Source organism: Kitasatospora sp. NPDC057904 (assembly GCF_042887925.1).
GTDB lineage: Bacteria > Actinomycetota > Actinomycetes > Streptomycetales > Streptomycetaceae > Kitasatospora.
Window position 1 is genome coordinate 187,759 of record NZ_JBHVOL010000013.1, and the last position, 10,196, is coordinate 197,954.

1 protein-coding gene is annotated in these 10,196 nt (G+C 74.8%); it reads right to left on the reverse strand.

Annotation, left to right across the window (positions count from 1 at the left end):
* Positions 1-29 precede the first annotated feature (29 nt).
* The gene (locus ACFVSN_RS29600) at positions 30-10,184 is read right to left on the reverse strand and encodes an SDR family NAD(P)-dependent oxidoreductase (protein ID WP_387956879.1); all 10,155 of its coding nucleotides are present in this window, start codon (positions 10,182-10,184) and stop codon (positions 30-32) included.
* Between the last annotated feature and the right edge of the window lie 12 nt (positions 10,185-10,196).

Sequence of the window (10,196 nt, forward strand, 5' to 3'; positions counted from 1 at the left end):
GGTGCCTTCCTGTGATGAGGCAGGGTCGGTCAGCGGTCGCTCAGACGGCCGAGCTCGTTGTCGATGAAGGCCAGGACCTCGTCCGCGCTCGCTGCTTCGAGCCGCTCCGCAATGGCGTCCTCGGCATTCTGCGCGTCCTGGTTTCGCAATTTCTCCAGCATTCGGCGCAGCCGGAGGGAAACCGCGTTGCGGGTCGCCTCGTCGGTGTCCGCGTCGGCCAGGGCCGCGTCCAGGCGGTCGAGTTGGCCGAACAGCGCGGCGCCGTCCGCCGCTTCCTGCTCGTCGAGGAGCACGCCGAGCAGGTGTGCGCCGAGGACGGCGGAGGTCGGGTGGTCGAAGACCAGGGTCGCGGGCAGGCGCAGGCCGGTGACGGTGGTCAGGCGGTTGCGCAGTTCGAGTGCCGTGAGGGAGTCCACGCCGAGGTCGTGGAAGTCCCGGTCGGCGGCGACGGCCTGCGGCGAGGCGTGGCCGAGGACGCCGGCGGCCTCGGTGCGGACCAGGTCGACGACGTGGCGCAGGCGGTCGGCCTCGCGCAGCTCGTAGAGGCGGGCGGCGAGCGCGGCCACCGCGCCGGTGCGGCCGCCGGAGGACTCCGCCGTGCGGCGGGCGCCGCGGACGAGGCCGCGCAGCAGCGCGGGCACGGTGCCGGGCATCCGGGCCGGGCCGGTGGCGCGGCCGATGGGGACGAGGTAGGGCTCGTCGGTTCCCATGGCGGCGTCGAGCAGGGCGAGGCCCTGTTCCTCCGTGAGGGGCGGGACTCCGGTGGCCCGGATGCGGCGCAGGTCGGCCTCGGTGAGCGTGCCCGTCATGCCGGCCGTCGGCACCCAGGCGCCCCAGCCCAGGGACTGGGCGGCCAGGCCCTGTTGACGGCGCCAGACGGCAAGCGCGTCGAGGTAGACGTTGGCTGCCGCGTAGTTGCCCTGGCCGGCCGTACCCATCACGCCCGAGATGGACGAGAAGAGGACGAAGGCCTTGAGGTCCTGGTCCTTCGTCAGCTCGTGCAGGTTCCAGGCGGCATCGACCTTGGGACGGAGGACGGCCGACAGGCGCTCGGGGGTCAGCGCGGTGACGATGCCGTCGTCCAGCACACCGGCCGCGTGCACGACACCCGTGATCGTCCGACCGCCCAGGGCCTGCGCAAGCGCCTCGCGGTCGGCCGCGTCACAAGCCACGACCTCCGCACGGGCACCCAGCCCCGCCAGCTCCTCCACCAGCTCGGACGCGCCACCACGGCGGCTCAGCAACAGCAGCTCCCGCACGCCGTGTTCGGCGACGAGATGCCGGGCGACGAGACGGCCCAGACCGCCGGTGCCACCCGTGATCACCACGGTGCCCGTGCCCCAGCCCTTCGAGGGTTCGCCAGGAGCCACCCGGTCCAGCCGGCCCACTCGGACGGCTCCGGCACGCGCAGTGAACTGGAAGTCGCCGCCGTCCAATTGGGCGCAGAGGACGGGCAGCGCCGCCTCGACGTCCGACGCACGCTCGACGTCGAGCAGGGCGAACCGGCCCGGGTTCTCCGCCTCGGCCGCCCGGACGAGACCCCAGACCGCGCCGCCGACGAGGTCCGCGACCTCGCCGCCCGGCACCGCGCCCCGGGTGACGAACACCAGGCGGCCGTCGGCGAAGCGCGGCTCGGCCAGCCACTCCTGCACCAGGCCCAGCGCCCACGCCGTCACCTCGTGCGCCTGCTCGGGCGTCGAACCGCCCGCCACCGGCACGAGCACGACCTCCGGCACCGCTCCCGTCACGTCGGCGAGCGACGGCACGTCCTCGCCCAGCGTGACGGCCCGCACGGGCGCGGTGGCGCGCGCCGGTACGTCCACCCAGTCGAGCCGCAGCAGCGCCCCGGCCAGGTCGGCTCGCTCGGCCACGGCGGCCGGCTCGCCCAGCGTCAGCGACCCGGCCGACAGCACGGGACCGCCCGCCGCGTCGGCGACCTCCACGGACACCGCGTCCTCGCTCGCCCTCGCGACCCGCAGCCGCACGACGGCCGCACCGGTCGCGTGCAGCGCCACGTCGCGCCAGTCCGTGGGCACCAGCCGCGCGCCGTCGTCCGCCCCAATGAGGGCGGCGATCTGGACGGCCGCCTCCAGCAGCGCCGGATGCAGCCCGTACGGCGCCGCGTCCTCGGCCCGCCCCGGCAGGACGGCCTCCGCGAACACCTCGTCGCCCCGCCGCCACACCGCCTGCAGCGTGCGGAACGCCGGGCCGTGGTCCAGCGGGTCGTGGCAGGACGCCGGATCCACCGCCACCGCGTCCACCGGGGGCCACGCGGAGGCGTCGAAGTCGTCTTCCCGCTCGCCCACGGCCAGCGTGCCGGTGGCGTGACAGGTCCACGGGCCGTCCACGGCCTCCGCCGGCCGGGCGTAGCAGCTCAGAGAACGCGTCCCGGCCTCGTCCGGCGCGCCGACCGCCAGCTGGACGACGACGGCGCCGTCCTCGGGCAGCACCAGCGGCTCGGCCGGCGTCAGCCGCTCGACCCGGTCGCAGGCCACCTGGTCGGCGGCCCGGACGGCCAGCTCCAGGAACCCCGTCGGCGGGAACACGGCCACGCCGCCCACCCGGTGGTCGCCCAGCCACGGCTGCGCCTTCAGCGACAGCCGGCCGGTCAGCAGCACGCTGCCCGAGTCGGCCGGGGAGACCACCGCGCCCAGCAGCGGGTGCTCGGCCGACTGCAGGCCCGCGCCGGTGACGTCGCCCGTGTGCGCGGCCTGGGCGGGCCAGTAGCGCTCGTGCTGGAAGGCGTACGTCGGCAGGTCGGTGCGGCGGGCGCCGGTGCCGTCGAACAGCCGGGCCCAGTCGACAGGCACGCCGGTGACGTGCAGGCGGGCGAGGGCGGTGACGAGGGTGTGCTCCTCGGGCCGGTCGCGGCGCAGCGCGGGGACGGCGACGCGGTCGGCGCCCTCGTCGAGGTTCTGCACGGCGAGGGCGGTGAGCACGCCACCGGGGCCGAGCTCCAGGTAGTCCGTGGCACCGGCTGCGTCGAGGGCGAGGATCCCGTCGGCGAAGCGGACGGCCTCGCGGACGTGGCGCACCCAGTAGTCGGGGGTGGTGACGTCCTCGCCGCCGAGCTCACCGGTGAGGTTGGAGACCAGCGGGATCGAAGGGGCCTGGTACGTCAGTCCGTTGAGGACCTCGCGGAAGTCCGCCAGCATCGGATCCATCAGCGGGGAGTGGAACGCGTGCGAGACCTTCAGCCGCGTGGTCTTGCGGTCGGCGAAGTGCGCCTCGATCGCCGCCACCGCTTCGAGAGAGCCCGAGACGACGACGGAGGTCGGACCGTTGACGGCCGCGATCGACACGAAGTCGCGCAGCAGCGGCAGGACTTCGTCCTCCGAAGCCTGCACGGCCAGCATCGCGCCACCGGAAGGCAGCGCCTGCATCAGACGCCCACGAGCACTCACCAGCGTGCAGGCGTCCTCCAGCGAGAACACCCCGGCCACATGCGCAGCCGCGATCTCACCGATCGAGTGCCCGGCCACGAACTCGGCCCGCACGCCTAGCGATTCGACGAGCCGGTACAACGCCACCTCGACCGCGAACAACGCGGCCTGGGCGAACTCCGTCCGGTCCAGCAGCTCCTCGTCCGAACCCCACACCACATCGCGGACGGGCAGATCGAACTGCGCACACACCGCGTCGAACGCCTCCGCGAACACCGGGAACCGGGCATACAACTCCCGCCCCATCCCCAGCCGCTGCGACCCCTGCCCCGAGAACAGCAGCGCGAGCCGCCGCTCTCCCGCCGTGCCACGCGCCACCTCGGCGCCGTCCAGCAGCACCGCCCGGTGCCCGAACCGCGACCGCCCGGCCAGCGACAACCCGACGTCCGCCGACGAGCCGGCCACCCCGGCGAGCCCGGCCAGTTGCGCGTCCAGCGCGTCCTCCGACGCTCCCGAGACCACCCATGGCACCACGCCGGGCACCGAGCCCGGCGCCTCCGCGCCATCCACGACAGGCGCCTGCTCGACGATCACGTGGGCGTTCGTCCCGCTGATCCCGAACGACGAGATCCCGGCCCGGCGAGGGTGCCCGGCCTCGGGCCACTCGCGCGCCTCCGTCAGGAGCTCCACCGCGCCGGCCGACCAGTCGACGTGCGAGGACGGCGCGTCGACGTACAGCGTCTTCGGCAGCACGCCCGCCCGCATCGCCTCCACCATCTTGATCACGCCCGCGACCCCGGCCGCCGCCTGGGTGTGCCCGAGGTTGGACTTCACCGAGCCGAGGAACAGCGGGAGTTCACGCTCCTGCCCGTACGTGGCGAGCAGCGCCTGCGCCTCGATCGGGTCCCCGAGCGTCGTTCCCGTGCCGTGCGCCTCGACGGCGTCGACCTCTCCCGCCGACAGCCCCGCGTTCGCCAGCGCCTGCCGGATGACGCGCTGCTGGGACGGGCCGTTGGGGGCGGTGAGACCGTTGGAGGCGCCGTCCTGGTTGACGGCGCTGCCGCGCACGACGGCCAGCACCGGGTGCCCGTTGCTGCGGGCGTCCGAGAGCCGCTCCAGCACCAGCACGCCGGCGCCCTCCGACCAGCCCGTCCCGTCCGCACCGTCCGCGAACGCCTTGCAGCGCCCGTCCGTCGCGAGCCCGCCCTGCCGGGTGAAGCCGAGGAAGCTCATCGGTGTGGACAGGACGGTCACGCCGCCGGCCAGGGCCAGGGTGCACTCGCCGCTGTTCAGGGACTGCGCGGCCAGGTGCATCGCCACGAGCGAGGAGGAGCAGGCGGTGTCGATCGTGAGCGCCGGGCCCTCCAGGCCGAAGCAGTAGGACACCCGGCCCGAGATCACGCTGTTGGCCAGCCCGGTGCTCGCGTGGCCCTCCACCTCCTCCCGGGAGTTCATCACCAGCGAGGCGTAGTCCTGGCCCGTCGTGCCGACGAAGACGCCGGTCCGGCTGCCGCGCAGCGCGGTCGGGTCGATGCCCGCCCGCTCGAAGGCCTCCCAGGACGTCTCCAGCAGCAGGCGCTGCTGCGGGTCCATCGCGAGGGCCTCGCGCGGCGAGATGCCGAAGAAGCCCGCGTCGAAGTCCCCGAGGCCGGCGAGGAAGCCGCCCTGGCGGGTGGCGCTCACGCCGTGGCCGGTGCCGAAGAGCGCGTCGAGGTCCCAGCCGCGGTCGGTCGGGAAGTCGGTGATGCCGTCGCGGCCCTCGCTCAGGAGCCGCCAGAGGTCCTCGGGGGTCCGCACGCCGCCCGGCAGGCGGCAGGCAATGCCGACGATCGCGATCGGCTCCCCGGCGTCGGCGGTGGTGGCCACCGGGGCCGCCACGTCGTCCTCATCGTCGAGGAGGTCCCCGAGTAGGTGCGCGGCGAGGGCGTGCGGGGTCGGGTAGTCGAAGACCATGGTCGCCGGCAGCCGCAGCCCGGTGACGTCGGCAAGGCGGTTGCGCAGCTCGATCGCGGTGAGGGAGTCGAAGCCGAGGTCCCGGAACTCGCGCGCGGGGTCGACCGCCTGGCCCGAGGCGTGGCCGAGGACGCCGGCGGCCTCCGCGCGGACGAGGTCGACGAGGTGGCGCAGGCGGTCGCCCTCGCGCAGCTCGTGCACGCGGGCGGCGAGGGCCGTGCCGGTGGTGCTCACGGCGGTACGGCGCCCGGCGGGCAGGAGGGCGCGGAACATCGTCGGCACCTCGCCGCGCGGGCGGGCGCCGGAGGCCATGCGGCCGGTCGCGACCAGGTACGGCTCGTCGACGGCCATCGCGGCGTCGAGCAGCGCGAGACCGTCCTCCTCGGTCAGGGGCGGGACGCCGGAGGAGCGGATGCGGTGCAGGTCGGCCTCGGTGAGCGTGCCCGTCATGCCGGCGGTCGGCACCCACGCGCCCCAGCCGAGGGACTGGGCGGGCAGGCCGTTCTGACGGCGCCGGACGGCAAGCGCGTCGAGGTAGACGTTCGCCGCCGCGTAGTTGCCCTGGCCGGCACTGCCCAGGACACCGGAGATGGACGAGAAGAGGACGAAGGCCTTGAGGTCCTGGTCCTTGGTCAGCTCGTGCAGGTTCCACGCCGCGTCGACCTTGGGACGCAGGACGGCAGCGAGTCGCTCGGGCGTCAGTGCGCTCACGACGCCGTCGTCCAGCACACCGGCCGCGTGCACGACGCCCGTGATCGTCCGGCCCTTCAGGGCCTCGGCGAGCGCCTCGCGGTCGGCGGCGTCACAGGCCACGACCTCGACGTCGGCGCCCAGCTCGCGCAGGTCCTCCAGCCACACACCGACGCCCCCGCGGCGGCTCAGCAACAGCAGGTCCCGGACGCCGTGTTCCGCCACCAGGTGGCGTGCGACGAGACGGCCAAGACCGCCAGTGCCGCCCGTGACGACGACCGTTCCCTCGCCCCAGCCCGCGGACGACCCACCGCCGGGAGCGCGGGTCAGCCGGCCGACGCGCACGGCACCCTCGCGGATCACCACCTGCGACTCGCCGGTCGCCAGCACGGCGTCCAACGGCAGCTCGCCGTCCGTGTCCACGAGCACGAAGCGGCCCGGGTTCTCCGACTCGGCCGCCCGCACCAGACCCCACACGGCAGCGCCCGCGAGGTCCGACACCCCGTCGACCGCGCCCCGGGTGACGAACACCAGGCGGGCATCCGCAAAGCGCGGCCCCGCCAGCCACTCCTGCACCAGGCCCAGCGCCCACGCCGTCACCTCGTGCACCCGCTCGGGCGTCGAACCGCCCGCCACCGGGACCACCACGACCTCCGGCACGTCGTCGCCGAGCTCGGACAGCCCGGCGACCTCCACGGACCGAACGCCCACCGGCCGGACGGGCGTAGCCGCGATCCACTCCAGCCGCAGCAATGACCCGTTCGCCCCGTGAGAGGCGGCGGCCGGCTCACCCAGCTCCACGGACTCCGCCGAGAGCACGAGCTCGCCCGCCGCGTCGGCGAGGGCCAGCGACACCGTGTCCGCGCCCGTCCGCACCAGCCGGGCGCGCGCCACCGTGGCGCCCGTGGCGTGCAGCGACACCCCGGACCAGGCCACGGGGACGAGCCCCCGGCCGTCCGCCCGCAGGACGGCGGCCAGCAGCGCGGGGTGCAGCCCGAACCCGGCTGCCGTGCCCGCCAGTTCGGCCGGGAGCTCGGCCTCGGCGAAGGTCTCCTCGCCGCGCCGCCAGACGCCGGTGCCGTCCGTGACCGCGTCGTCCGCGACCGCGCCGGCCGGCGGCCAGACCGCCGCGTCGAAGTCGGCGGCGCGCGCTCCCGTGGTCAGCACCCCGGTGGCGTGTTCGGTCCAGGGCTCGTCGAGCCCGCCGTCGGGGCGCGAGAAGAACGTCACCGTCCGCGCCCCCGACCCGTCCGGCGCACCGGCCCGGACCTGGAGCATGGTGCCCGCGTCCAGCGCGAGCGGCCGGGTCACGGTGAGCCGCTCGACCCGGTCGCAGCCGACGTGGTCGCCGACCCGGATCGCCAGCTCCAGGAACCCGGCCGACGGGAAGACGTCCGCGTCGCCGTCCCACACCGCCGTGCCGGGCGCGAGCCGGCCGGTGAAGACGACGCTGTCCGTGCCCGCGAGCGGCACAGCGGCCCCGAGGAGCGGGTGGTCCGCCGCCAGCAGACCGGCGGAGGCGACGTCGCCGACGCCGCTGCCCAGGGCGGGCCAGTAGTGCTCGTGCTGGAAGGCGTACGTCGGCAGGTCGACGCGGCGGGCGCCGGTGCCCTCGAACAGCCGGGCCCAGTCGACGGAAACGCCGGTGACGTGCAGGCGGGCCAGGGCGGTGACGAGGGTCTGCTCCTCGGGCCGGTCACGGCGCAGCAGCGGGAGGGCGGGGGCGTCCGACTCGTGCTGGGCGAGGGCGGCGAGGACGCCGTCCGGACCGAGCTCGACGAAGGCCGTGGCGCCGGCTGCGCGCAGGGCGTCGAGGCCGTCGGCGAAACGGACGGCCTCACGGACGTGACGCACCCAGTAGTCGGGCGTGGTGACGTCCTCGCCCAGGGAGCCGGTCAGATTGGAGACCAGCGGGATCGAAGGGGCCTGGTACGTCAGCCCGTTGAGGACCTCGCGGAAGTCCTCCAGCATCGGATCCATCAGCGGCGAGTGGAACGCGTGCGAGACCTTCAGCCGCGTGGTCTTGCGGTCCGCGAAGTGCGCCTCGATCGCCGCCACCGCTTCGAGAGAGCCCGAGACGACCACGGAGGTCGGACCGTTCACCGCCGCGATCGACACGAACTCGCCCAGCAACGGCAGGACTTCGTCCTCCGAAGCCTGCACCGCCAGCATCACGCCACCGGACGGCAGCGCCTGCATCAGACGCCCACGAGCACTCACCAGCGTGCAGGCATCCTCCAGCGAGAACACCCCGGCCACATGCGCAGCCGCGATCTCACCGATCGAATGCCCCGCAACGAACTCCGGCTCCACACCCAACGATTCGAGCAACCGGAACAGCGCCACCCCGACCGCGAACAACCCCGCCTGAGCGAAGTCCGTCCGATTCAGCAGCTCGGCGTCGTCACCCCACACCACCTCGCGCAAGGGCACGTCCATCGCGACACACACCGCATCGAACGCCGACGCGAACACCGGGAACCGGGCATACAACTCCCGCCCCATCCCCAACCGCTGCGACCCCTGCCCCGAGAACAGGAATGCCGTCGACCGTTCCCCCGCCACCCCACGCGCAACCTCGACCCCGTCCACCAGCACCGCCCGGTGCCGGAACCGCGACCGCCCGGCCAGCGACAGCCCCACGTCCACCGGCGAGCCGACGACGCCGCCGAGCCGCTCCAGCTGCGCGTCGAGCGCCTCCTCCGACTTCGCCGAGACCACCCACGACACCACGCCAGGCGCCGAGCCCGGCGCCTCCGCCTGATCCACGACAGGCGCCTGCTCGACGATCACGTGCGCGTTCGTCCCGCTGATCCCGAAGGAGGACACCCCCGCCCGTCGCGGCCGCTCGTCCCCCGGCCACTCGCGCGCCTCGGTCAGCAGCCGCACCGCGCCCGCCGACCAGTCCACGCGCGAGGACGGCGTGTCCGCGTACAGCGTCTTCGGCAGCACACCGTGCCGCAGCGCCTGCACCATCTTGATCACGCCCGCGACCCCGGCCGCAGCCTGGGCGTGGCCGAAGTTGGACTTGACCGAGCCCAGCCACAGCGGCCGCCCGTCCTCCCGGCCCTGCCCGTACGTGGCGAGCAGCGCCTGCGCCTCGATCGGGTCGCCGAGCGGCGTGCCCGTCCCGTGGCCCTCGACGGCGTCGACGTCGGCGGCCGACAGCCCCGCGTTCGCCAGCGCCTGGCGGATCACCCGCTGCTGCGAGGGCCCGTTGGGCGCGGTGAAGCCGTTGGACGCGCCGTCCTGGTTCACCGCCGAGCCCCGGACGACCGCGAGCACCGGGTGCCCGTTGCGCCGCGCGTCCGACAGCCGCTCCAGCACCAGCACGCCGACGCCCTCGGCCCAGCCCGTCCCGTCGGCCCCGTCGGCGAACGCCTTGCAGCGCCCGTCCGAGGCCAGTCCGCCCTGCCGGGAGAACTCCATCAGCGAGCCGGGCGTCGCCATCACGTTGACGCCGCCCGCGACGGCGAGCGTGCACTCGCCGGCCCGCAGCGCCTGGACCGCCCAGTGCAGGGCGACCAGCGAGGACGAGCAGGCGGTGTCGACCGTCACCGCCGGGCCCTCGAGACCGAGGGTGTAGGAGAGTCGGCCGGAGAGCGCCGAGGCGGCGATGCCGGTGCCGATGTCGCCGGTGGCGTCGGCCAGGGAGCGCACCAGCAGGTACGCGTAGTCCTGGCCGTTGGTGCCGAGGAAGACGCCGGTGCGGCTGCCGCGCAGGCCCGCCGGGTCGAGGCCGGCCCGCTCGAACGCCTCCCACGAGGTCTCCAGCAGCAGGCGCTGCTGGGGGTCGGTGGAGACGGCCTCGCGCGGCGAGATGCCGAAGAAGTCGGCGTCGAAGCCGGACACCGAGTCGAGGAAGCCGCCGCGCCGCGAGACGCGGGTGCCGCGCTCGTCGACGCCGGCGTCCGCCAGCGCGCCGAGGTCCCAGCCGCGGTCCTCCGGATAGCCGCCGGTGGCGTCGGTGCCGCCCGCCACGAGGTCCCAGAGGTCCTCGGGCGAGGCGACGCCGCCCGGGTAGCGACAGCCCATGCCGATGACGGCGACGGGCTCGGCGGCCGCGTCCAGGAGCTGCCGGTTCTGCTTGCGCAGCCGTTCGGTCTCCTTCATCGAGGACCGGAGAGCGGCGACTACCTTGTCGTGGGGCGTGGTCATGGGTGCTCTCCG

Bases quoted from the DNA above. Each gene is read 5' to 3' on its own strand.
- ACFVSN_RS29600 (WP_387956879.1), bottom strand. From the start codon at position 10,184: ATGACCACGCCCCACGACAAGGTAGTCGCCGCTCTCCGGTCCTCGATG.